We start from the raw sequence: 23574 nt of genomic DNA, 5'->3' as shown, positions 1-23574 counted from the left end.
CATAACCAAATTAAGAATGCATTTACAACAAAGAATTACCGCTTTTGTAAAATTAGGATATTTTTTAGAGCAATTTTCTAACAAAGTCCCAACTAAACAGGATAATGTTGAATATAACGACCTGTTTTTTGATGGCTTTAAACATCAATTAAAACTGGCAGAAGAACACAACGGTTGGTTTACTAAAGAAAACATTCAGTTTGCAATAAATAGTTGGACCGAAGCCCTAACTAAAGACAATTTAGAAAAATGGTTAAGTGTTTATAATTTTGATACCGTAACTCCAAAACTGGTAGCCATAGTTATGGCTGGAAATATACCTCTAGTAGGGTTTCATGATTTTTTATCGGTTTTAATTTCAGGTCATAGCGTTCTTGTAAAGCAGTCATCAAACGACAAACATTTACTGCCTTTTTTAGCCAAATATTTAGAATATGTTGAACCTAATTTTAAAGGAAAGATTTCTTTTACTGAAGAAAAACTAGAGAACTTCGATGCAGTTATAGCCACTGGCAGTAACAATACAGCACGTTATTTTGAATATTATTTTAAGGGAAAACCTTCAATAATTAGAAATAATAGAAATTCTGTGGCTGTATTAACCGGAAATGAAACAGAAGAAGATCTGCAAAACCTATCAGAGGATATTTTCAGATATTATGGTTTGGGTTGCAGAAGTGTATCTAAAGTATTCGTTCCTAAGAACTACAATTTTGACGCTTTTTTTCAAGCAATGTATCATTGGCACCCAATTATTAATGAAGCTAAATATGCCAATAATTACGACTATAATAAAGCCGTTTATTTAATGAGTGAATTTGACATGCTAGAGAATGGGTTTTTAATGATTAAAGAAGATAAAAGTTACGCCTCGCCCATAGCTACAGTTTTCTATGAATTTTATGACGATTTAAACAGTTTAAAAGACAAAATAAACGCTGAAAAGCAACAAATTCAGTGTATAGTCTCAAATGGTTTTATTGAAAACGAAGTGGGCTTTGGACATACACAGAAGCCACATCTTTGGGATTATGCGGATAGTATCGATTCTGTTGAATTTTTATTAGCAATTTGACGAAAAAATTATTGAATTTTCACTAAGTATTAAGCAATTAATTGCAAACTTTGCATCTTTAAATTTTACCACACACAATGAGAAAACATAACTTTAGTGCAGGACCATGTACTTTACCTCAAGAAGTATTATTAAAAGCATCACAGGCTGTTGTAGATTTAGATAATAGCGGCTTGTCTTTAATTGAAATCTCTCACAGAAGTAAAGCTTTTGTAGATATAATGGAAAATGCTAGAGCATTAGCGTTAGAGTTACTAGGTTTAGAAGGCAAAGGATATAAAGCCTTATTTTTACAAGGTGGCGCAAGTACACAGTTTTTAATGGTAGCTCTAAACTTATTAGAGAAAAGAGCAGGATACTTAGATTCTGGGTCTTGGGCAGCAAAAGCCATTAAGGAAGCTGAAATTTTTGACGATGTTTATAAAGTTGCTACTTCTAAAGATGCCAACTACAACTATATTCCGAAGGGATATGATATTCCTGAAGATTACGATTATTTCCACTGTACATCTAACAATACCATTTTTGGAACACAAATGAAAGAGTTCCCTAACGCTCCAATTCCAATGGTATGTGATATGAGTAGTGATATCTTTTCAAGAACTTTAGATTTCACTCAATTTGACATTATTTACGCAGGAGCTCAAAAAAATATGGGACCAGCTGGAACTACTCTAGTTGTTATCAAAGAAGATGTTTTAGGAAGAGTTTCTCGTAAAATTCCTTCTATGATGGATTATAAAGTGCATTTAGACAAAGGAAGTATGTTTAACACTCCTCCAGTATTTGCTGTTTATACCTCAATGCTAACATTACAGTGGTTAAAAGACCTTGGAGGTATTGCTGCCATTGAAAAAGAAAATGAGAAAAAGGCGCGCTTAATGTATTCTGAGATAGATTTAAACCCATTATTTAAAGGATTCGCAAATAAAGCTGATAGATCTTTAATGAATGCCACGTTTACGTTAGAAAACGAAAACTTAAAAGAAACTTTTGACACTATGTTAAAAGAAGCTGACGTTAATGGTTTAAATGGTCATAGAAGTGTTGGTGGTTATAGAGCATCAATGTACAACGCTTTATCTTTAGACAGTGTTAAAGCCGTTGTAGAGGTTATGAGCGAATTAGAAAGAAAAGCTTAAAAAATTGCTTTTTCATTTCCACGAAAGTGGAAATCCCAAAAAGCTAACTAAATAATTATAAATATCAAGATTTCCACTTTCGTGGAAATAAAAAAATAAAATCAAAATGAACGTATTAGCAAACGATGGTATTTCACAAAGTGGAATTGATGCTTTAGAAAAAGCAGGTTACAATGTAAGTACCACTACAGTAGCACAAGAACAATTGATTAACTATATCAATGAAAAGGAAATTAGTGTTTTATTAGTTCGTAGTGCAACAACTGTACGTAAAGATTTAATAGATGCTTGTCCTAACCTAAAAATCATTGGTCGTGGTGGTGTTGGTATGGATAACATTGATGTTGAATATGCTAGAGAGCAAGGTAAACATGTTATTAACACTCCAGCTGCTTCTTCTCATTCTGTAGCAGAATTAGTATTTGGTCATTTATATGGTTTAGCACGTTTTTTACATAACGCTAATAGAGATATGCCTTTAGAAGGTGATAAGAACTTTAAAGCATTAAAGAAAGCCTACGCAAAAGGAACTGAGCTTAAAGGAAAAACATTAGGTGTTTTAGGATTTGGTAGAATTGGTCAAGCTACAGCTAAAGTTGCATTAGGAGCAGGTATGAAAGTTGTTGCTTTTGATCCATTTTTAGAAAAAGCAGACCTAGAATTAGAATTCTTTGATGGGCAGAAAGTAAACTTTGAAATTGAAACTATTTCTAAAGAAGAGGTTTTAAAACAATCTGATTTCTTAACATTACATGTTCCAGCTCAAAAAGACTATGTAATTGATGAGGCAGAATTTAACCAAATGAAAGACGGTGTTATTTTAGCCAATGCTGCAAGAGGTGGTGTTGTAAACGAAGTAGCTCTTGTTAAAGCTATAGAAAGTGGTAAAGTGGCAAGAGCAGCTCTTGATGTTTTTGAAAAAGAGCCACAACCAGAAATTCAATTATTAATGAATTCTTCATTATCACTAACACCTCACACAGGTGCTGCTACTAATGAAGCTCAAGATAGAATTGGTACTGAATTAGCATCACAAATTATCAGTATTCTTGGGTAAGAAATTTTTAATGTGACCTAAACGTTATATTTGAGTCCTAACTATACAAGTTGGGACTTTTTTTGTACCTTACTTACCCTGATATTAACCTCTTTAAAAAAATAAACAAATTATTATGTCTGGAATTTTAGATTTATTAAGCAGTGATCTTGGAAAAACAATTATTAGCGGTGTTGCTGGATCAACTGGAAATGATGCAAACAAAACAGGAAGTGTTTTAACTATGGCCTTACCTGTATTAATGAAAGCAATGCAACGTAATGCTGCAACTCCTGAAGGAGCTGAAGGACTAATGGGTGCCTTAAACGGAAAGCATGATGGCAGTATTTTAGATAACCTTGGAGGCTTATTTAATGGTGGTGTAGATGAAGATGTAAAAGTAGATGGAGCTAAAATATTAGGCCATGTATTAGGAGCTAAACAAAATGGTGTTGAACAAGTTATTGGTCAGAAATCTGGTTTAGACGCTGGATCTGTTGGTAACATTTTAAAAGTTGCCGCTCCAATTTTAATGGGCGTTTTAGGAAAACAAACAAGACAACAAAATGTAAGCTCTTCTAACGGCATTGGCGATTTATTAGGAGGTTTACTTGGTGGAAGTTCTGCGCAGAAAGAACAAAGCTTTTTAGAGTCTATTTTGGATGCCGATGGAGATGGTAGCGTTGTTGATGACGTAGCTGGAATGGTTTTAGGAGGAAGCAAAAGTAAAGGTGGCCTAGGAGGTTTACTTGGCGGCCTATTTGGTAAATAAATCTATATTCTTCAAAAATAACAAAGAGCCAATTGGAATGCCAATTGGCTCTTTTTGTTAAAATCACTTAAAAACAAAGTGTTAAGGAATGATTTTTGTAAATTTATTACTAAGGTATTATGTTTACTCATTCAAAACGATAGTTCCCTAAATTATACTTTATAAACCTGTGTTTAGTAATTAATTTTATGGTATAATTTAAAACCCTTTGCTATGAAAAATGTTAATTATATAATGTTCACTTTAATTTTTGCTGTAATAGCTTTTAGTTGTAACACATCAAAAGCCCCTTCAAAAAAAACAGCAAACTCAGAACAGGTAAAAGATATTAAGGTTAATGATACTGTTAGAATTGCCAATGATGATTTAGAATATGAGATCATAATAATAGATCCAGGTTATGCAACCTGGTTAGCTACGCAAGCTAGACCTGAAGGTTTCTTTTCTCAACAATATATGGAAAACAGAAACAATATTTATGTCATAGAATGGAACCAAAGAGTCTTACAACCACTGCGGTTTGATCCTGACTTATATGAGCTTCAAATAAACTATAATTCGAGAATTGACTATGGTTATGAAGTTAATTATAAACTTTACAATTACTTCATTTACTTTCAAATGAGATACAATCAAAGGTTAGGCCCTTTTGTTGTTCGAATTTAGCGGATGCTTTTCTTAATTTTTTCAAAATCCATAATTTTCAAAAAATCATGTATTTTTGCAGCTAAACAATTGCTGTGAATAAACTAAAAGAACGTTGGGGTATAGAATCTAACTGGCAAATAGCTATAATTTTTATTGTTTTTGCTGTTACAGGTTCTACTGCTTCGTATATAGGAAAACCTATACTAAGCTTTTTAAACATTACTAAAGAAGGTTTAGGAGCATGGGGGTATTGGACAATTCGTATTCTTTTACTCTTTATTGTCTACCAATTTTTACTTGTTTTATTTGGTTGGCTGTTTGGTCAGTATAAATTCTTCTGGAATTTCGAAAAGAAAATGTTAAGAAGATTTGGGCTATTCAAAGAAAAAAATTAGGGTTTTATTGGCATTGTTTAAGTAGAGAAACTCTATCTTCGCAAAAATTGTGATGAAAAGCTATTTAGCAAAAATATCGTCTATCTTTTTTTTAACAATTTTACTTGCTAGTAATATTGTAAATCTCCATGTTTATTTTCACCATGATTCACATGAATATGATCATCATCAAAATGACGATTCCAATCATGATAGTGAGGACAATAAACAATGTGATATATGTCTTGTTGCATTCAATCTTAACAATTTAGAATATAGCACGACACCTCAGTTTTCTTTTGAAAACAATAACAGTATTCCACATTTACAGGAACAGAATGAAATAGTCTATGTTGACTCATTCTATCAAAAGTTCTATTTAAATCAAAATAGAAATAAAGCTCCCCCTTACCTAGCCTAATACTTCATAGGAAATAACAATAAATAAATTAGTAACCAAGATATTTAATACTATGAAAAATATCTTTCTAATCTTATTTATACCATTCTCATGTTTTATTTTTAGTCAAAACTGTAACAGCATACTCATTGGAGAAATAACAGATTTCCACAATGCTGAGGCTTTAGAAAATGCTACTATAAAACTTGCTGGTACAAATAAGGCTACCATTTCAGATCAAAAAGGAAAATTTACCTTTAAAGATTTATGTGACGGCTCATATACATTAGAAGTGTCTCATATTGGATGTAAGACAAAATTTTTAACCATTAATATTAATGGTAATACTTATCAGCCAATTCGTTTAGAGCATCATTTAGAAGAATTAAATGAAGTAACTGTAGCTGGAAGCACAAAAATAAAAGCTACAGCTACTAGTGTTCAGCAGTCTCTTTCTAAGCAAAACATTATCACTTATACAGATAAATCATTAGGTGATGCCCTAAATACCATTAGTGGTGTGTCTTCATTAAACACGGGTAACACCATTGTGAAACCAATTATTCATGGATTACACTCTAGTAGAGTCATCATTTTAAACAATGGTACCAGACAAGAAGATCAGGAATGGGGTGTAGAACATGGTCCTAGTATGGATATCAATTCTTTTGGTAACATAAAAGTCATAAAGGGTGCAGGTGCATTACGTTATGGCAGTGATGCCATTGGAGGTGTTGTTGTAGCAGAATTTCCTAAAATGTACAAAAAGGATACGCTAACAGGAAATGCCGTATTATCGCTAAACTCCAATGGCAGAGGCGGACTAGCTTCAGCAAGAGTTAACAAAGGCTTTAATGAACATTGGCAAATGCAATTTCACGGTAGTTTTAGAAAGCTAGGTGATTTTGAAGCACCAGATTACGTGTTATCTAATACTGGGACACAAACCGAAGCATTTTCGATTCAAACGGCTTACCAATCTTTTAAATTTAAGTCTAAGCTTAGCTATAGCTATTTTCAAAACGAAATAGGTATCATGCGATCAGCACATATTGGAAGTTTAAGAGATTTGGCTGCAGCCATTAATTCTGATCAACCCTTTAGAATTAATCCGTTTACCTATGATATTACAGAGCCAAGGCAAGAAATAACCCATCATTTGGCTAACTGGGAAAACATTTTGCGTATTAGCAATTTGGGGACATTGCATGCTTTATATAGCTTTCAATACAATCAAAGGTATGAATATGACATTCGCAGAGGAGGCAGAAGCGATGAACCTGCAATGAATTTAAAATTGACAACCCAAAATATTGATACCTATTTAGATATTAATAAATGGGATAAAATTAATTGGGAAATAGGGTTAAACGGACAATACCAAATTAATGCAGTACCTGTAACTGGTGTTAAACGATTAATACCCGATTATGAGTATTGGAAAGCGGGTCTATATTCTTCGCTTCAATACGACATTAATGACCAATGGACAACAGAAGGTGGCTTTAGATATGATTATTCTTATATCTTTGCTAAAAAATGGTACGAAACAGACGATTGGGATGATGCCAATTATAGCAATGATTTCCCAAATGCAATAATAGAAGAATCTAGAGGTGATTATCTAACACATATTAAATTAGAGTATCATGCTTTAGCAGCAATGCTTGGGGTTAAGTTTAAACCATCTCAACATCAAGAAATCAACTTTAATTTCAGTTTAGCCAATAGAGCGCCAAATCCATCAGAACTATTTAGTGATGGTTTACATCATTCTGCTGCCGCCATTGAAATTGGGGATTTAAGATTAGATGTAGAGTCTTCAAAAAAGTTTTTAGTTAATCATAGAGCTAATATTGATCTATTAGCAGGATTAGAATTAGAAACAACGGCATACTGGAATCATATTGTCAATTTTATTAATCAGGTTCCAACAGGTGCTGACTTTACCATTAGAGGTGCTTTCCCTGTATGGTCGTATTTACAAGTAGATGCCAATTTATGGGGAATAGATTTTGATTTGAATCAGAATTTAACCGATAAGTTCGCTTGGTCATCGAGCTTCTCGTACATACATGCTCAGGATACCACCAATGATATTCCTTTAATAAATATGCCAAGTGCAAACTGGAAAAACGGATTAAAATGGCAGGATAAATCCAGAAGTTATTACATAAAGCTAAATACAGATTGGGTATTTGAACAAAAACGATTCTCTGATTTCAATTTCCCTATTTCCTATTTGGAAGGTGGAGAAATTATAACTGAGACCGTAGATATTAGTACGCCTCCAAAAGGCTACTTTTTGGTAAATGCTTTAGCAGGAAAACAACTTAAGATGCAACAAAACCAATTGGAAATTCAATTTGGTATCGAAAATGTTTTTAACACAAGTTATAGAAATTACTTGAACAGGCTAAGATATTTTGCTGATGAATTAGGACGAAACTTTCAATTGAAAGTCATTTATACATTTTAATGAAACTTATTAATTATTAACAATTTAAATTATGAAAAACGTAAAAATTGCCTTAACAAGCCTACTAGTAGGTGCTTTATTATTAACAACATCATGTTCTGATGATGATAGCCCAGAGCAAGGACATCATCATGATGAAGTAACTTTGGTACAAGTAATAGTAACTGACGGAGATGGTAACACAGAAACCTACGATATACATGCCGAACATGAAGATCACGATGATAAAAATGGAAATAAAGAAGAAGATGATGAAGTTGAAATAGAGTTATATGCTAATAGTACATATTCTGTTGAAATTAAATTCTTAAATGATGAAGATCCTAATGATATTGAGGATGCAACTCTAGAAATTCTTGAAGAAAAAGACGAGCACTTTATTGTTTTCTCTAAAGAGGCAGGTGTAAATTTGTCTATAACTAGAACAGATGACGCTTCATCTACACGTGCTGATGGTAACAAAATTGGGCTTAGTACTGATTGGACGACTGGAGCTGCAAGTCCAGAGGGGCATGTAGAAGTTAAATTATATCATGAACCAACTGAAGTTAGCGAAGCAAGCAATGGTAATGATTTCGGATCTGTTGGAGCTGGAAGTGAAACAGACGTTGATGTACATTTTGCTGTTGTTGTAATAGAACAACCAGTGTAATTATCTTTTTAGATATCATAAAAAAATCGCCCGAACTAGTTTTGGGCGATTTTTTTTATACATAATTGTGGAATTCACGCATAGGTTATAAGAAAAGAAATGTAATTTTACCTTCATAAAAATTGCATTGCTTATTAAACCTTATTTACTTTTTATACTTCCTTTTTTCTGTATTTGTTTATCTGCTCAAAATGATGATTTTAAGCAGACTTTAGATAGTATTCAATATTTAAGGAAATTATCCGATAATGAGAATTCAAGCTTGGAAAAAAGGCTTGGATATGCTAAACGAGCTAGTGCATTGTCCTATAAGACCAAGGTTGATAGTATTATTTATAAATCTAATATTAAAATTTTCACTATTTATTCTTCAATGAGCAACCTTGAAATGATGGGCAAATACAGTTACAAAATTCTTAAATTAGCGGAAAAATTAAACGATAGTTTAAGAATAGGAACCTCAAGCCATAACTTAGGTTGGTACAGTAGTAATATTAAAAATGAAAACGATAGTGCATATTACTATTACTATAAGGCATTAAAAACTTTCAAGAAATTAAAGAACTCGTATTTAGAATCCGATGTCTTAAACTCATTAGCTACTCTTCAAGCAATCGAAAAAAATTATTTAGAAAGTGATGCCAATATAGTTAGAGCTCTAAAAACATTAGAAAACCTAAATGAAAAAACCAAAGATGTTTTGGTATCTACTGTTGACTGTTACATTTTGTTGGGTAATAACTCCGCTTATTTAAAATTATACGACAAAGCCCTTAATAACTACAAAAAGGCCCTTAGTATTAGCTATCTATTACCGTCTGACTTCCCGAATAATTATTCATATAGGAATACTGCTAGACTTTACATAAATATTAATATTGCGGAAATTTTTAAATATAAAAAAGAGCACAAAAAAGCTCTATCTGTATACAAAGACTTATTACAAAATTCTCCAACATTTTCAAGAGACAGCCTGTTAAAGAAAGATCCTTTAAGCTATGCGGCAATATTAAACAATATTGCTTATAATTCGTTTAGAGATGGTAGTTTAAATTATGATAAGATTAAACGGGAGTTTATTGAAGCCTTTACTATTTTTATTTCAAAAAACTCATCACAAAATATAGCAGCTTCCGCAAATGATATGGCTGAATTCTATGAGGCAATTAATCAAAAGGACTCGGCATTCATAATTTCTAAAATGGGCTATAAACATGCTCTTACGATCAAAAACTACGAAGAAGTATCTCGTTCTTTACTTATGCTTTCTAAACTAGAAAAAGGAGAAAAGGGTAAGAAATATTTATATGAACACATTAAACTAAATGATAGTCTTCTGGATGCTGAACGAAACGCCAGAAATAAATTTGCCAGAATTAAATTTGAAACAGATAATTATATAGCGGAAGCCAAACGGTTAAAAACCAGAAATGGTCTTCTATTATTTATTGGGGGGGGCGTTGTACTCTCATTAATATTATTGCTTGTTCTTAGACATCAAAAATTAAGATTGCATAACCTCCAACATGTAAACGACCAACAAAAGTCTAATGAAAGAATTTATTCCTTATTAATTAAAGAGCAATCTGAACTTGAAAGTACAAAACTCACAGAACGCCATGAAATTGGTGAGGAACTTCATGATGGTATCCTAAACAGACTAACAGGAACAAGATTAGGTCTAGAATTTTCTATTATGGATAATGAGTTTAAAAATGACTTGAATTCTTATTTAAACGAAATTAAAACCATTGAAAAAGATGTCTTATCCCTAGCACATAACCTCAAAAATACGAGAGTTTTAAACACCAATTTTGACACCCATATTAAAGGCTATATTAAAAAACAATGTGAAATAAATAAGCTACAATTTCAAATTGATTATAGAAGTAAAATTGCCTGGAAAGATATTAATGATATTATTAGAGTTAATCTCTTTAGAATAATACAGGAATCTTTGCAGAATATCATAAAACATGCCCAAGCGAGTTTAGTTACATTTTACTTTAGCTTAGACGGTAATACTTTAAAAGCTAACATTACAGATAATGGTGTTGGATTCAATACACAGCAAAACTTTAAAGGTATAGGTGTAAAAAATATAAAATCCAGAGTATCAAAGCTAAGCGGCACTATTTATTTTAACTCAGCTAATAATAAAGGCACTACAATAACCATTCAACTACCTATTTAACTATACAATTTTGAAATCTTGGCATTACATATTTTTAATTAGTTTTTTCTCTTACTTCACTAATAGTCAAGACGTAAACTTTCAAAAAACTTTAGATACCGTCCAAAAACTAAGGAAACTATCTACTCTTGAAACTCTAGATTTAGGTACTAGGCTTAAATATGCTCAAGAAGCCAGTCAGCTTTCCTATAAAACCAAAGTTGACTCTACAATTTTATTGTCTGATAGAAACAGACTAACAGTTCACTTAAAAAAATTAGATCATAAAATGATTTATGACTTATCAAAAAAGAACTTAAAACTAGCAACAAAGTTAAATGACTCAATCGCCATTCTTAGGTCCTACATCGCCTTAGGTTATTCATTTATGAAAAATTCAATTAATATCGATAGTTCTTATCACTATTATTTGAAAGCCTTAAACATTTCAAAAAAGCTAAATAATAAATTAGAAACAGTATTCATTTTAAATAATATTTCGATTTTAACGCGGAATAAAGAGGATTACGCAAACAGCGAAAAAGCATGTATTGAAGGAATTAATATACTTAAGACTTTACCTAAAAATGATCAAAACTTAGATTACCTTGTTTCTTTCCTTTTACATTCTGGACTTAATGCTAAATACTTAAAACAATTTGATAAAGCATTAAATATCTATAACGAAGCATTATTAGTAAATAAAGACTTAAAGAATATTAATTCTTGCAAAAGTTGTTATACTTATAATGAAGAAAACTATTTATTCTTAAACGTTAACATCGCTGAAGTTTATAGAAAGAAAAAAAAATTTAAAAAAGCAATATCAATATATAAAGAGCTTTTAAACAAGAATCGCAATTTTAGCAAGGATAGCATGCTAATTAAAGATCCTTTAACCTACAGCGCTATTGCCAATAATATGGCCTATTGCTTATTTTTATCTAAAAATAAAGATACTACCCAAATTAAGTTACTTTTTAATGAAGCTTATAAAATTAGCGACTCATTAAATGCTCTTTACGAAATAGTTGCTGGAGGAAATGATATGGCAGAGTTCTACCAAAGTATCAATAAAAAAGACTCTGCTCTAATCTTATCTAAACGGTCTTTTAAAATTGGGCGAAAAATTAAAGAGTTTCAAGAGGTTTCTAGATCACTAATGTTGCTATCAAAATTAGAAGAAGGCGAAAAAGGCAAACAGTATTTATACGAACATATTAAACTTAATGATAGTTTACTTCAAGTGGAGCGTGCATCAAGAAACAAATTCGCAAGAATTAAATTCGAAACCGATAATTATATTGCCGAAACCAAGAAGTTAACATCTCAAAACGCCTTTACTTTTCTTATAATCCTTATGTCGCTTTTTGTTCTAGTGTTGTTTTATATCATTAGAGTGCAAATTTCCAAAAACCAAGAACTTGCATTTATTGGTAAACAGCAAAAAGCTAATAAAAGAATTTATGATTTGTTATTGAATCAGCAATCAAAAATTGAGGAAACCCGACTTGCTGAACGTCATAATATTGGAGAAGCCCTTAATGATGGTATTTTAAATAAACTATCTGGTTCAAGATTAGGGCTAGAGTTTTTAGCTCTCGAAGATAATGCTGTAATTCAAGACAGATACCATACGTACATAACAGAATTACAGAACGTTGAAAAGGAAATTAGAGACATATCTCACAACCTTAAAAATGAAGGGCTGTATGACGACTCCAACTATATTAAACTTATCGAAGATTACTTAAACAAGCACAAAAAGGATCATCTACTTCAGTACACCATTAAATCTACAACATTAATTAATTGGCAAAACATTAATGACGATTTAAAAGTGAATATTTTTAGGATTATACAAGAGGTGGCTAATGGTATTAAAAAACATAAAACATCTGATACCCTTACAGTTAATATATCACTTACTCCTGAAGAATGTCTCATTCTTAATATTCACACCAATCTGGGTTGGTCTACAAAACAAATAAACCAAAGCAGGCGAGTAAAAAATATCAAAACGATTGTAAAAAATAGTAATGGCACTATCCATATGGAGTCTACGTATAAAAAAGAAACGGTATTGTCTATTAATTTACAGCTAAACTAAACCTCAATAATAGTTTCTTCCTTTTTAGGATTTAATACATAAGAGTAAATCCACATTAACGTAAATGTTGGTATCACGTCTAAAAATGGTAAGGCCTCTTCAATAAAAGTAATAATACCAGCTATTTTACCTTCTTTACCTTTGTACATTTTCGTCATTAAGTACCCCGATAAAGGCGCCCAAACGATATCTATAAAAGGGATAAAGCCTATAGCATCAAATACGATACTTACTAAGAGTTTTTTGTTTTTTGATAAGTGTTCTAAATTCATATAACAATTTTATATTAATCTGATAACAAGAAACATACCAAAAATATTGTTTATTATCCTTCTCTTTTACATTAATTTTGTGGTTTAAACCTTAAAGTAGTATTTTCATTGCTTCAATTTCTTATATGATTCAAGCCAAAAACATACATAAATATTACGACGATTTACACGTTCTAAAGGGTGTAGACATTTCTATTGAAAAAGGAGAAGTTGTCTCCATTGTAGGAGCCTCTGGTGCAGGTAAAACCACCCTTTTACAAATTTTAGGCACCTTAGATTCTGCTGAAAAAACTGATGGTTTAAACTTTTCAATAAACAATACCAATTTAAACACTTTGTCCGATAAAGATTTGGCAAAATTTAGAAATGAACATATTGGATTTATTTTTCAGTTTCACCAGCTATTACCAGAATTTACCGCAGTAGAAAATGTATGTTTGCCAGCGTTTATAAAAGGGACTTCTAAAAATGAGGCAGAAACCAGAGCCAAAGAACTATTAGATTTTTTAGGTCTATCGCACCGTTATGATCATAAGCCAAGTGAGTTATCGGGTGGAGAACAACAGCGAGTGGCGGTAGCAAGAGCCTTAATTAACAAACCAGATTTAATCTTTGCGGATGAGCCATCGGGTAATTTGGATAGTGAATCTGCCGAAAACCTTCATAATCTGTTTTTTAAACTTCGTGACGAATTTGGTCAAACCTTTGTAATTGTAACTCACAATGACGAGTTGGCCAATATGGCGGACAGGAAACTAACCATGGTTGATGGTAAAATTATGCTTTAACCTTTCCCTTAAAAAGAAATACTAACCCTAACACTGGACCAATTGCTAAAACCAAAAACAAATATTGGATAGCAATTTCAACTTTAAGTAAATTGATGAGTTGGATGCTTAAAACGGTAATTGCAAACCCGATACAATTAACTATTGTTAAAGCCGTTCCTTTATAACTCTGATTTACGTTTTGGGCAACTAATGTGGAAAACATAGGAGAATCTGCAATAACCACTATACCCCAAAATAATAAGTAAATCATAAACATTACAGGAGAAGCATATATAAAAAAGAAAGGCGACAGGAAACAGCAAAGGCATGAAAGGCCTAAGGATAAAGTCGCTATTTGTTTAGTAGAGAATATATTAGACAAGTACCCAGAGAGCACACAAGCCACCCCTCCAATTCCAATTATTCCAAAAGACAAAAGCGCCACATTAAAACTTGCAGCTTCATGTGTCTTATTATAAGCCATTAGAAAAAAGGGAACGAAAGCCCAAAATGAATAAAGCTCCCACATATGGCCAAAATACCCAAAGGCAGCCGATCTAAATTCCCCAGTTTTAAAAACTTTATAGAAAACAGAAACATCAAAGCTACTTAGTTTTGTTTTATAAGGACCATCTGGCACAAAGGCCAACATTAAAACACCTCCCAAAACAGAAAAAGTAGACGTAACATACACTATATATTGCCATGAAAAATTAAAACTAACAGCTTTTAATAAATGGGGCAATGCTGTACCTAACACCAAAGCACCAACCAGAAACCCTAAAGATTTTCCTAAACCACCTTTGTAATAATCTGAAGCTATTTTCATTCCCACAGGATAAATACCTGCCAAGAAAAAACCAGTAAAAAAACGCAACATCGTCAATGAAAACATGTTCTGATTTTCGTAATTCATCAAAACATTACACACGGCGGCAATTACAGCACTTACAAAAAATACTTTTGATGGTGAAAACCTGTCCGTTATGGTGAATATTGCAAAAAGTAAAGTCCCTAAAATAAACCCCAATTGTACGGCTGTAGTAAGATGCCCTAAAGCGCCATCGGTTAAATTAAAAGTGATCACCAGATCTTTAATTATTGCATTACCAGCAAACCATAAGGACGTACATAAAAATTGTGCAATTACAATTATTGGTAAAATTCTCTTTTTAACAACCATAGCTTAGGTTAAGACATTTTGTAATTAAAGCATAAGTCTTCTTAATGTTAGACTAATTACATTTATTTTAGCGAAATAATGAAAAGAAATACAAAAAATCTCAATACATCTGAACTCAAAGACTTTTTAAATGAAAAAGTTGTTGCCTATAACAATCCAAAGTTTATAGAAAGTGATCCTATTCAGATACCGCATACATTTTCCTTAAAAGAAGACATTGAAATAGCAGGGTTTCTAACGGCTACAATTGCTTGGGGAAATCGGAAAAGTATTATCAATAATGCGAAACGCTTAATGAATTTACTTGATAATTCACCTTATGATTTTATAATAAATCACAAAGCATCAGATTTAGAACAACTCAAACCCTTTGTGCATCGAACATTTAATGGTGATGACTGCACGCAGTTTATAAAAAGCTTAAAAAATATCTACATAAAGCACAATGGCCTTGAAGTATTGTTCTCTAAACATGCCGAAAATAACAATTTACAAACAGCCATTTCAAAATTTAAAACTGTATTCTTTGAAATAGAACATTTGGAACGAACAAAAAAACATGTTAGCGATCCTCTAAAGAATTCAGCCGCCAAAAGGATTAACATGTACCTACGTTGGATGGTTAGACAAGATAATGCTGGTGTAGATTTTGGTATTTGGAAAAGTATATCTCCTAGCCTATTATCTTGTCCGCTAGATGTGCATTCAGGCAATGTGGCTAGAAAACTTGGACTATTAACCCGAAAGCAAAATGACGCTAAAGCGCTACAAGAATTAGACCTAAACCTGAGACAACTGGATAATGAAGATCCTGTAAAATATGATTTTGCCTTATTCGGCCTTGGGGTTTTTGAAGGATTCTAAACCAGAAATTATGTGATTACATATTTTTAACTATTTTAAACATATTAGTTTCATTATATTTAAAAAATATTTATTTCTCTAAAAAATACATGAAAAAACTATCATTATTATTACTATTATCAATATCTACTTTTTCTTATTCTCAAAAGAGAACTATTCCAAGTGATACAGCTGTAGTAACAACACATAGTACAACAATTAAAGGGGTTAGCTTTTCTTATACTGCCGAAACAGGCATGCAACCTGTTTGGAATAAAGAAGGTAACGCCATAGCCTCTCTTTATTATACCTACTATACTAGAAATAGTATTAAAAATAGAGCAGAAAGACCTTTACTCATTTCGTTTAACGGTGGGCCTGGATCTGCTTCAGTATGGATGCATGTAGCCTATACAGGACCAAAAGTTTTAAAAATTGATGATGAAGGCTACCCTGTTCAACCCTATGGTGTTAAAGACAATCCAAACTCTATTTTAGATGTAGCCGATATAGTTTATGTAAACCCAGTAAACACAGGATACTCAAGAATGATTACGAATAAAGAAGGAAAAATGCCTAAACGCGAGACCTTCTTTGGTATAAATGCAGATATAACTTATTTAGCAGAGTGGATTAACACCTTTGTAACCCGAAAAAACAGATGGGAATCCCCTAAATACATAATAGGAGAAAGTTACGGAGGCACTCGCGTTATGGGGCTTGCGAAAGAATTACAAACCAAACAATGGATGTATTTAAACGGAGTTATTCTTGTATCTCCAGCAGATTATAAACTATACAGTACATCACAACCCGTATATTCTGCTTTAAATCTACCTTATTATACAGCTGCTGCTTGGTATCAAAAGGCACTATCAAGTGAATTACAACAAAAAGATCTTTTAGATGTTTTACCGGAAGCCGAGAATTTTGCTGTTAATGACCTTATGCCGGCCCTAGCTAAAGGTGGATTTATTTCGGAAAGCGAAAAGAAAACCATAGCTAAGAACATGGCGAAGTTTTCTGGTTTAAGTGAAAAGGTAATACTGCAGCATAATTTAGATGTTCCAACTTCCTTTTTCTGGAAAGAATTATTGAGAGATAAAACTGGACAAACTCTTGGCAGATTAGATTCTCGATATCTAGGAATTGACAAAATTGAAGCAGGAACCAGACCCGATTATAGTGCCGAATTAACATCCTGGTTACATTCGTTTACCCCAGCAATTAATTATTATTTAAGAACGCATTTAAACTTTAAAACCGATGTTAAATACAATATGTTTGGCGATGTTCACCCTTGGGATAGAAGAAATAATAATGTCCGTGAAGGTTTAAGAGAAGCCATGGCTCAGAATCCGTATTTAAAAGTATTAATACAATCGGGATATTATGATGGAGCTACAACATATTTTGCAGCTAAATATACCATGTGGCAAGTAGATCCTAGCGGAAAAATGAAAGATAGGTTTACCTTTAAAGGCTATAGAAGTGGGCATATGATGTATTTAAGAAATGAAGATCTAATCAAAGCTAATGAAGATGTTAGAACCTTTATTAAAAGTTCTTTAAGCAACGGAAAGTCCGCGAAGTACTAATTCACATAGAAGTTTAAATAACCTTTAAAAGACTTTAAGCTCGAAGTCTTAAAAACAACGTTTTTAAGTAACGTCCCTGTAAACTTACTTGGTACATGCTCACAAAACCTTACAGATTTCAATTTAAATTTCATTCAGAAAATGATAGTAAAAACACTGTAAAACAGTGATTTGTCATATCGACTGAGGGAAGTATGAGCAACGAGATATCTCATTAAAGTGAGATTCCTCCTCAAATGCGACACAATATGCGTTCAATCAAAATATATTTTGATTTCAGTAGCGTTTAGAATGACATTATTAATTTGATTATGATATGTAAAACACTGATTATCAAACTACAATGCACTAAATACAATTTAATTATAAAGTAATTTTAAATTCTAGAAAAGCCTTGAAGTATTTAAATCAAGATTATTGACTAAAAAGGGCTAGTATAACCATATCTAGTCGTTTTTGTTTTCAGAATTAATTAAATCCATTAAACCCTTTACGTTAAATCAACTATTCCTAAATTAATATTAAAGATATTATATTCGCACAATGCGAGCACCCTTAATTAGTATTCTAACACCTTTTAAAAATACAGAAGTTTATTTAAGCGATTGTATCAAATCAATTCTAAATCAAACTTATACCCATTGGGAGTTAATAATTATTGACGATCATTCATCTGACAATAGTTATGAGATCGTTGAACAATTTGCAAAATCGGATAGTAGAATTAAGCTTTCCAAAAACAAGGGAAAAGGGATTATTTCAGCACTACAACAAGCCTTTGCTAAAAGCTCTGGGGAATTTGTTACTCGAATGGATAGTGATGATATCATGACCTCGAACAAACTTGAAGTTCTAGCAGAAAACCTAATAAATCATGGTAAAAAACATGTGGCTGTTGGTTTAGTAGAATATTTCAGTGCGCATGGTGTTGGACCTGGTTACAAAAGCTATGAAACATGGTTAAACCAACTAACACTTAAAGGAAATAACTATGATGAGATTTATAAAGAATGTGTAATACCATCACCCTGTTGGCTCATTCATAGAGAAGATTTAATTGCTTGCGATGCCTTTAACCCTAATATATATCCCGAAGATTATGATTTAACCTTTAGGTTCTATAAACATAATTTTAAATGTATTCCATGTGATAAAGTGATTCATAAATGGCGAGATTACAGCACTAGAACATCCAGAACACATATGCATTACGCCCAAAACCATTTTACAAGCTTAAAAACGCTTCACTTTTTAGACATTGACCATAATATTGAGAAAACACCTGTAATTTGGGGTGCTGGTACAAAAGGAAAACTAATGGCTAAACTATTCATTGAACGCAATATTGACTTTCACTGGATTTGCGACAATCCAAAAAAAATAGGAAAACATATTTACGGAAAAGAACTTCTTGAATTTAGGGCTTTAGCAGAAATTGAAAATCCGCAAAGTTTAGTTACAGTAGCAAATAAAGAAGCTCAAAAGGAAATTAGAGCGTATTTAAAAAAGTTAAATTTAGAACCAATTAAGGATTATATATTTTTTTGTTGAAAAAAATACTTAATTTTGGTTAATCAAAAAAAGGAATGCAGTTTAAACACCCAGAACTTCTTTACGCTTTATTTTTACTGCTTATCCCTATTATTATTCACCTTTTTCAACTTCGTAAGTTTAAAAAAGAAGCCTTTACTAATGTAGCATTTTTAAAGGAAATTAAACAAAACTCCCGCAAAAGTTCTCAGATAAAAAAGTGGTTAATTCTTTGTACCAGACTCTTACTTTTGGCAGCATTAGTAATCGCTTTTGCACAACCCTTTTTATCCAAAACACAAACATTTAAATCAGAAAAAGAAACGGTTATATACATTGATAATTCGTTTAGTATGCAAGCTAAGGGTAGCCAAGGTGAACTTTTAAAGCGTGCTTTACAAGATGTGGTTACTAGTATTCCTGAAAACGAGAAAGTATCAATTCTTACAAATAACAAAACCTACAGGCAAACAGAATTAAAAGCTATAAAAAATGACATTTTACATTTGGAATACACCTCAAATCAGTTGCCCTTACAATCTGCTTATTTAAAATGCAAAACACTTTTAAACAAGAATACCAATAGCCTTAAAAATATTGTACTTATTTCTGACTTTCAAGACCATGCGGGAGAATTCAAACCAGAGACCGACAGTCTAACAACAATACATTTGGTAAAATTAGAACCTGTTAACACCAATAATATTACCATTGATAGTGTTTACATTTCTGAAAACACACCTGCCAATCTTCAGTTGAGTGTTGTTTTAAAGAATTCCGGAAGACCAATTGAAAACCTACCAATTTCTCTGTTTAACGCCGATAACTTAATCGCTAAAACATCAGTTAACATAACGCAATCTGCAGAAACTAGTTTTTCTTTACCTACAAACGAGTCTATTAATGGCAAAATTACCATTAATGATGCCGATTTAAGATTTGACAATAGCTTGTTTTTCAATATTGATACTAAAGAAAAAGTGAAGGTTATGGTTGTTAATCAGGATGATGATGACTTTTTAAAACGAATTTTCACTGAAGGTGAATTTAAGTACACATCAAGTACTATAGATGCGCTGGCTTATAACCTAATAGATCAACAAAATTTAATTGTTCTAAACGAATTACGTAGTATTCCTAATCCGTTAATTTCAGCCCTAAATCATTTTACAACGCAAGGTGGTTCTATAATTATCATTCCCTCAGAAAACTGTAATATAGCATCTTATAATCAGCTCTTAACCAATTACAACACAAAATTTGAAACCTTAGTTACTTCCGAAAAACGGGTAACTAACATAAACTATTCGCATCCGCTATATAAGAAAGGGGTTTTTGAGAAACAAGTGTCCAATTTTCAATACCCAAAAATGCAGAGTTATTATGATGTTAATTCCAACAATGCTTATGCAATCTTAAATTTTGAAGATGGGAAACCCTGCTTACTAAATAGTAGTAATGCCTATATTTTTACATCTGCTTTAAATCAAAAAAATTCTAATTTCAAAAACTGGAATGTAATTGTGCCGACATTTTACAATATTGCAAAACAAAGTTTTAAATCACCTCAGCTATATTACACCATAGGTAAAAACAATAGTTTTGAAATAGAAACGCAACTGCAACAGGATGACATTGTATCCTTAGTAAGTCATAGCGCCAATGTAATTCCAAGACAAAAATATTTTAATAACAAGGTTGTTATAAATACTCTAGAAACGCCTGCTATATCTAATATTTATAGCATAAAAAACAAAGATTTTACGGTTACGAATGTTAGTTATAACTACGATAGAAGTGAGAGCAATTTAATATACCGAGACCTTTCCAACATCGAAAACGTAAGTATTAGTAATTCTATTATCAATGTTTTTGACAGTATAAAAAGTGATGCAAAAGTTAATGCCTTATGGAAATGGTTTGTTATTTTTGCACTAGTATTCCTTGTTATTGAAATGCTCATCTTAAAATATTTTAAATGAACATACTTATAAAGTCTGCCACAATTATTGATCCGAAAAGCGAATTTCATAATGCTACTCAAGATATTTTAATTGAAAACGGCACGATTTTAAAAATTGCTAAAACCATAAAAAACACCAACGACTATCAAGAAATTAGACTTGATAATTTACACGTATCTCAAGGTTGGTTTGACAGTAGTGTATGCTTTGGTGAACCTGGTTTTGAAGAACGCGAAACTATAAGTAACGGACTAAAAGTAGCTGCTTCATCTGGTTTTACAACCATTGGCTTAAATCCTAAAACTAATCCGGTATTAGATACCAATTCCGACATTACATTTGTTAATGCCAAATCAACTGGCAACGCAGTAACCGTTTTACCAATTGGAGCACTTACAGTTGGAAGTAAAGGTGTGGATTTAGCAGAGCTATATGATATGAGTTCAGCTGGGGCCGTTTCCTTTTACGATTACAAAAAGCCTGTATCTAATCCTAACCTTATGAAAATTGCTTTGCAATATGCTGCCAATTTTGATGGATTAGTTCAATCTTTCCCTCAGGAGACTAAAGTGGTTGGAAAAGGTGTAATGAATGAGAACGTAACCAGTACAAAATTAGGTCTTAAAGGTATTCCAGCTTTAGCAGAAGAGTTACAAGTTGCAAGAGACTTGTTCTTATTAGAATATACAGGTGGTAAACTGCATATCCCTACCATTTCTACAGCTAAGTCGGTTGCGTTAATCAGAGAGGCGAAAAAGAAGAAATTAGACATTACCTGTAGCGTTGCAATCCATAACCTATATTTTACAGATGAGGTCTTAACAAGCTTTGACTCTAACTATAAAGTACTACCTCCTCTAAGAACACAAACCGATGTTGATGCCCTAATTGAAGGGATTAAAGATGGTACTATAGATATGGTAACTACAGACCATACGCCAATAGATATTGAAGATAAAAAAGTGGAATTTGATCATGCGGCCTATGGTTCTATTGGTTTAGAAAGTGCATTCGGAGCATTGCAAACCGTATTTACTACAAAAAAGACCATTGATATTTTAACCAAAGGAAAAGATCGTTTTGGTGCCAAAACATTTTCCATTAACATTGGAGAAAAAGCCACCTTATCACTTTTTAACCCTGATGGTAAATATACTTACGATAGAAAAACTAGTATATCTAAATCTAAAAATAGCATTTTTGAAGGTGCTCAGTTAAAAGGGAAGGTTTACGGCATTATTTCTAATAATAAAGTTTCATTAAACAGTTAAAATGACACAACAAGATATTGAGCGCGGAAAAAGAAACGCTATAATTAGTTATCTCACAATTTTTGGAGTAATTATAGCTTATTTCATGAATAATGAAGCTGATCAAAAAAGCCCTTTTGCTGGATTTCATATAAGACAATCTTTAGGCTTATGGCTAACTTTTTGGGCTTTAGGTTACATTGTTGGAAGTTTTGACAGCTGGTTTGTCTCATCTGGCTTTTATTTATTTTTTGCTGTACTTTTTATTTATGGTTTTATAGGGGCAACATCAGGAAAATTAAATGAAGTGCCGCTTCTAGGAAAGTTCTATCAAAAAATATTTGCTAATTTCGCTAATTAACCCAATGAGTAATTCTCTTTCTTTATATCATCTTACGAGACCATCAAGTTTAAATGAAAACGCACCTTTATTAATCATGATGCATGGTTATGGTAGTGATGAAAACGACTTGTTTTCATTTGCTAGTGAATTACCCAAAGAGCTTTTTATTATTTCGGTAAGAGCACCCTACCCTATGCAACCTTATGGTAATGCTTGGTATGCTATTAATTTTGATGAGGATAAAGGTAAATGGAATGATAAACACCAAGCTACCGAATCTAGGGATTTAATTGCTCAATTTATAGACGAAGCTACTTCTCATTATCCTGTTAATAAAGATAATGTTACACTGTTAGGATTTAGCCAAGGGTGCATATTAAGTTGTGCAGTGGCCTTAAATTATCCAGATAAAATAAAAAACATAGTAGGTCTTAGCGGCTATATTTATCATGATATCTTACCTGAAAATCTGGAAAATAGAGATTATTCTAATTTAGATTTTTATTGCTCTCATGGTACCGTAGATCAAGTTATCCCCGTAGATTGGGCTAGACAAACACCTGTGTTTCTTAAAAGTCTAAATATTAAACATAAATACTCTGAGTTCCCCGTAGGCCATGGTGTAGCACCTCAAAACTTTTACGAGTTCAAAACTTGGTTGTCTGAACGTATCTAAAACGGCAACGTAAATTTCTTTAATTCTCAGCTTTCCGAACATTTGTTATAGTAAAACGCATATAAACAAAGGTGTGTTCAGGTATTGTCAAGTGCTTTTTCATTAAAAACGATTAAACTGATTTTAATTTTATAGGCCAGAAATGAAATTAAAATTTAAAAATGAAAAAGACCACTAAACTTATTATTACATTATTTACAATTTCCCTTTTTATAGCTTGCGGCTGTTCTAGTAGCAACGGAGACCCTGTAGATGAAGACCAACAGGAAGAAACTCCTAAAGAT

The 23574-nt window shown here is 32.2% G+C and carries 21 protein-coding genes; 19 read left to right on the top strand and 2 right to left on the bottom strand.

The genetic code is table 11. The features are described 5' to 3' along the window. Positions 1-16: 16 nt before the first annotated feature. The 11 genes from FUA24_RS18300 (at position 17) to FUA24_RS18250 (ending at position 12861) form a co-directional block, all read left to right on the top strand. A complete protein-coding gene (locus tag FUA24_RS18300) occupies positions 17-1075 on the top strand; it encodes an acyl-CoA reductase (RefSeq protein ID WP_148544515.1) in 1059 nt (352 codons plus the stop codon). 77 nt (positions 1076-1152) lie between these two features. Continuing rightward, complete coding sequence (serC, locus tag FUA24_RS18295) at positions 1153-2217, top strand: 3-phosphoserine/phosphohydroxythreonine transaminase (protein ID WP_148544514.1); 1065 nt, start codon at positions 1153-1155, stop codon at positions 2215-2217. Between the two features lie 106 nt (positions 2218-2323). Continuing rightward, positions 2324-3274 carry a D-2-hydroxyacid dehydrogenase gene (locus FUA24_RS18290; protein WP_148544513.1) on the top strand — a complete coding sequence of 317 codons (951 nt, stop codon included), beginning with the start codon at positions 2324-2326 and terminating at the stop codon, positions 3272-3274. Between the two features lie 115 nt (positions 3275-3389). Next, a complete protein-coding gene (locus tag FUA24_RS18285; protein WP_148544512.1) occupies positions 3390-4025 on the top strand; it encodes a DUF937 domain-containing protein in 636 nt (211 codons plus the stop codon). A gap of 213 nt (positions 4026-4238) precedes the next feature. Continuing rightward, positions 4239-4691 (top strand): DUF6146 family protein, encoded by a 453-nt coding sequence (locus FUA24_RS18280; RefSeq protein ID WP_148544511.1) that lies wholly within the window; start codon positions 4239-4241, stop codon positions 4689-4691. Between the two features lie 74 nt (positions 4692-4765). Next, entirely contained in the window at positions 4766-5068 is a 303-nt protein-coding gene (locus FUA24_RS18275) for a DUF6787 family protein (RefSeq protein ID WP_148544510.1), read from the top strand. Positions 5069-5120: 52 nt separating this feature from the next. After that, positions 5121-5468 (top strand): hypothetical protein, encoded by a 348-nt coding sequence (locus FUA24_RS18270; RefSeq protein WP_148544509.1) that lies wholly within the window; start codon positions 5121-5123, stop codon positions 5466-5468. A gap of 52 nt (positions 5469-5520) precedes the next feature. Then, complete coding sequence (locus FUA24_RS18265) at positions 5521-7926, top strand: TonB-dependent receptor (protein WP_148544508.1); 2406 nt, start codon at positions 5521-5523, stop codon at positions 7924-7926. Between the two features lie 31 nt (positions 7927-7957). Continuing rightward, entirely contained in the window at positions 7958-8578 is a 621-nt protein-coding gene (locus FUA24_RS18260; protein ID WP_148544507.1) for a hypothetical protein, read from the top strand. Positions 8579-8705: 127 nt separating this feature from the next. Further along, entirely contained in the window at positions 8706-10772 is a 2067-nt protein-coding gene (locus FUA24_RS18255) for a tetratricopeptide repeat-containing sensor histidine kinase (RefSeq protein ID WP_148544506.1), read from the top strand. A 10-nt stretch (positions 10773-10782) separates the two neighbouring features. Continuing rightward, on the top strand, positions 10783-12861 hold the full coding sequence (locus FUA24_RS18250) for a sensor histidine kinase (protein ID WP_148544505.1): 2079 nt from the start codon (positions 10783-10785) through the stop codon (positions 12859-12861). Here FUA24_RS18250 and FUA24_RS18245 read toward each other — a convergent pair. Further along, complete coding sequence (locus tag FUA24_RS18245; protein ID WP_148544504.1) at positions 12858-13133, bottom strand: hypothetical protein; 276 nt, start codon at positions 13131-13133, stop codon at positions 12858-12860. The genes FUA24_RS18250 and FUA24_RS18245 overlap by 4 nt on opposite strands. Positions 13134-13258: 125 nt before the next feature. On the opposite strand from FUA24_RS18245, the gene FUA24_RS18240 reads away from it, so the two are divergent. Further along, positions 13259-13921 (top strand): ABC transporter ATP-binding protein, encoded by a 663-nt coding sequence (locus tag FUA24_RS18240; protein WP_148544503.1) that lies wholly within the window; start codon positions 13259-13261, stop codon positions 13919-13921. Here FUA24_RS18240 and FUA24_RS18235 read toward each other — a convergent pair. Continuing rightward, positions 13911-15086, bottom strand: a complete 1176-nt coding sequence (locus FUA24_RS18235) for an MFS transporter (RefSeq protein ID WP_148544502.1) — start codon at positions 15084-15086, stop codon at positions 13911-13913. The two genes, FUA24_RS18240 and FUA24_RS18235, sit on opposite strands and share 11 nt — an antisense overlap. Before the next feature lie 78 nt (positions 15087-15164). Between FUA24_RS18235 and FUA24_RS18230 the strand changes: the two genes are divergently transcribed. The 7 genes from FUA24_RS18230 (at position 15165) to FUA24_RS18200 (ending at position 23290) form a co-directional block, all read left to right on the top strand. Next, entirely contained in the window at positions 15165-15950 is a 786-nt protein-coding gene (locus tag FUA24_RS18230; RefSeq protein ID WP_148544501.1) for a TIGR02757 family protein, read from the top strand. Between the two features lie 89 nt (positions 15951-16039). Continuing rightward, positions 16040-17527, top strand: a complete 1488-nt coding sequence (locus FUA24_RS18225; protein ID WP_148544500.1) for a S10 family peptidase — start codon at positions 16040-16042, stop codon at positions 17525-17527. Positions 17528-18070: 543 nt separating this feature from the next. Beyond that, positions 18071-19078 (top strand): glycosyltransferase family 2 protein, encoded by a 1008-nt coding sequence (locus FUA24_RS18220; protein ID WP_148544499.1) that lies wholly within the window; start codon positions 18071-18073, stop codon positions 19076-19078. 35 nt (positions 19079-19113) lie between these two features. Next, entirely contained in the window at positions 19114-21039 is a 1926-nt protein-coding gene (locus FUA24_RS18215; RefSeq protein WP_148544498.1) for a vWA domain-containing protein, read from the top strand. Further along, on the top strand, positions 21036-22292 hold the full coding sequence (locus tag FUA24_RS18210; protein WP_148544497.1) for a dihydroorotase: 1257 nt from the start codon (positions 21036-21038) through the stop codon (positions 22290-22292). The genes FUA24_RS18215 and FUA24_RS18210 overlap by 4 nt, the downstream gene beginning before the upstream one ends. Before the next feature lies 1 nt (position 22293). Further along, positions 22294-22632, top strand: a complete 339-nt coding sequence (locus tag FUA24_RS18205; protein WP_148544496.1) for a hypothetical protein — start codon at positions 22294-22296, stop codon at positions 22630-22632. Positions 22633-22636: 4 nt separating this feature from the next. Continuing rightward, positions 22637-23290, top strand: a complete 654-nt coding sequence (locus tag FUA24_RS18200; protein WP_148544495.1) for an alpha/beta hydrolase — start codon at positions 22637-22639, stop codon at positions 23288-23290. Positions 23291-23574 lie beyond the last annotated feature (284 nt).

It is taken from the genome of Seonamhaeicola marinus, assembly GCF_008085455.1.
Note: the sequence above shows the minus strand (reverse complement) of the source record. Positions and strands in the feature narration are given on the sequence as shown.

Bases quoted from the DNA above. Each gene is read 5' to 3' on its own strand.
- FUA24_RS18300 (WP_148544515.1), top strand. From the start codon at position 17: ATGCATTTACAACAAAGAATTACCGCTTTTGTAAAATTAGGATATTTT.
- serC (WP_148544514.1), top strand. From the start codon at position 1,153: ATGAGAAAACATAACTTTAGTGCAGGACCATGTACTTTACCTCAAGAA.
- FUA24_RS18290 (WP_148544513.1), top strand. From the start codon at position 2,324: ATGAACGTATTAGCAAACGATGGTATTTCACAAAGTGGAATTGATGCT.
- FUA24_RS18285 (WP_148544512.1), top strand. From the start codon at position 3,390: ATGTCTGGAATTTTAGATTTATTAAGCAGTGATCTTGGAAAAACAATT.
- FUA24_RS18280 (WP_148544511.1), top strand. From the start codon at position 4,239: ATGAAAAATGTTAATTATATAATGTTCACTTTAATTTTTGCTGTAATA.
- FUA24_RS18270 (WP_148544509.1), top strand. From the start codon at position 5,121: ATGAAAAGCTATTTAGCAAAAATATCGTCTATCTTTTTTTTAACAATT.
- FUA24_RS18265 (WP_148544508.1), top strand. From the start codon at position 5,521: ATGAAAAATATCTTTCTAATCTTATTTATACCATTCTCATGTTTTATT.
- FUA24_RS18260 (WP_148544507.1), top strand. From the start codon at position 7,958: ATGAAAAACGTAAAAATTGCCTTAACAAGCCTACTAGTAGGTGCTTTA.
- FUA24_RS18245 (WP_148544504.1), bottom strand. From the start codon at position 13,133: ATGAATTTAGAACACTTATCAAAAAACAAAAAACTCTTAGTAAGTATC.
- FUA24_RS18240 (WP_148544503.1), top strand. From the start codon at position 13,259: ATGATTCAAGCCAAAAACATACATAAATATTACGACGATTTACACGTT.
- FUA24_RS18235 (WP_148544502.1), bottom strand. From the start codon at position 15,086: ATGGTTGTTAAAAAGAGAATTTTACCAATAATTGTAATTGCACAATTT.
- FUA24_RS18230 (WP_148544501.1), top strand. From the start codon at position 15,165: ATGAAAAGAAATACAAAAAATCTCAATACATCTGAACTCAAAGACTTT.
- FUA24_RS18225 (WP_148544500.1), top strand. From the start codon at position 16,040: ATGAAAAAACTATCATTATTATTACTATTATCAATATCTACTTTTTCT.
- FUA24_RS18220 (WP_148544499.1), top strand. From the start codon at position 18,071: ATGCGAGCACCCTTAATTAGTATTCTAACACCTTTTAAAAATACAGAA.
- FUA24_RS18215 (WP_148544498.1), top strand. From the start codon at position 19,114: ATGCAGTTTAAACACCCAGAACTTCTTTACGCTTTATTTTTACTGCTT.
- FUA24_RS18210 (WP_148544497.1), top strand. From the start codon at position 21,036: ATGAACATACTTATAAAGTCTGCCACAATTATTGATCCGAAAAGCGAA.
- FUA24_RS18205 (WP_148544496.1), top strand. From the start codon at position 22,294: ATGACACAACAAGATATTGAGCGCGGAAAAAGAAACGCTATAATTAGT.
- FUA24_RS18200 (WP_148544495.1), top strand. From the start codon at position 22,637: ATGAGTAATTCTCTTTCTTTATATCATCTTACGAGACCATCAAGTTTA.